Annotated in this window: 1 protein-coding gene; it reads right to left on the minus strand. The window is 67.1% G+C overall.

The genetic code is table 11. From position 1 onward, the window contains the following. The coding region (locus tag ACTVAJ_RS28575) for a transposase (protein WP_470391399.1) at window positions 1-345 on the minus strand (345 nt) is incomplete at its 3' end. Window positions 346-401: the final 56 nt, after the last annotated feature.

Below are 401 nucleotides of genomic sequence, written 5' to 3' on the forward strand. Positions count from 1 at the left end.
GGGTTTGGCCCCGTCTTCTCCCCCTGGCTTGGCGCGAATCGACTGGGAGTCGACCGTGGAGCGGGACCAGTCCAGCAGGGCGCGTCTGCCCAGTTCGTCCAGGACTGCTTGGTGGATGCGGGGCCACAGGCCGGTCTCGGTCCAGGTCTGGAACCAGCGGTGGGCGGTGGCCCGGGTGACGCCGAAGAGGCCGTCGGCCTTCTCCCAGGAGCATCCTGAGGCCTGGACGAACAGCACCGTGGTCAACACGGCTCTTTGGTCGGCGCGGGGTCGGCCGGTCTTCGGCGCGGGTGGCAGCAGGGGCTGGACGATCTCCCAGAGCCCATCGGGCAACACATCACTCACAGCACGTGATCATCCCAGGTACAGGGCCACCTCGCAGGACTTTTGAGATGAGCTCT

Source organism: Nocardiopsis sp. KDC1DS13DA1 (assembly GCF_055632325.1).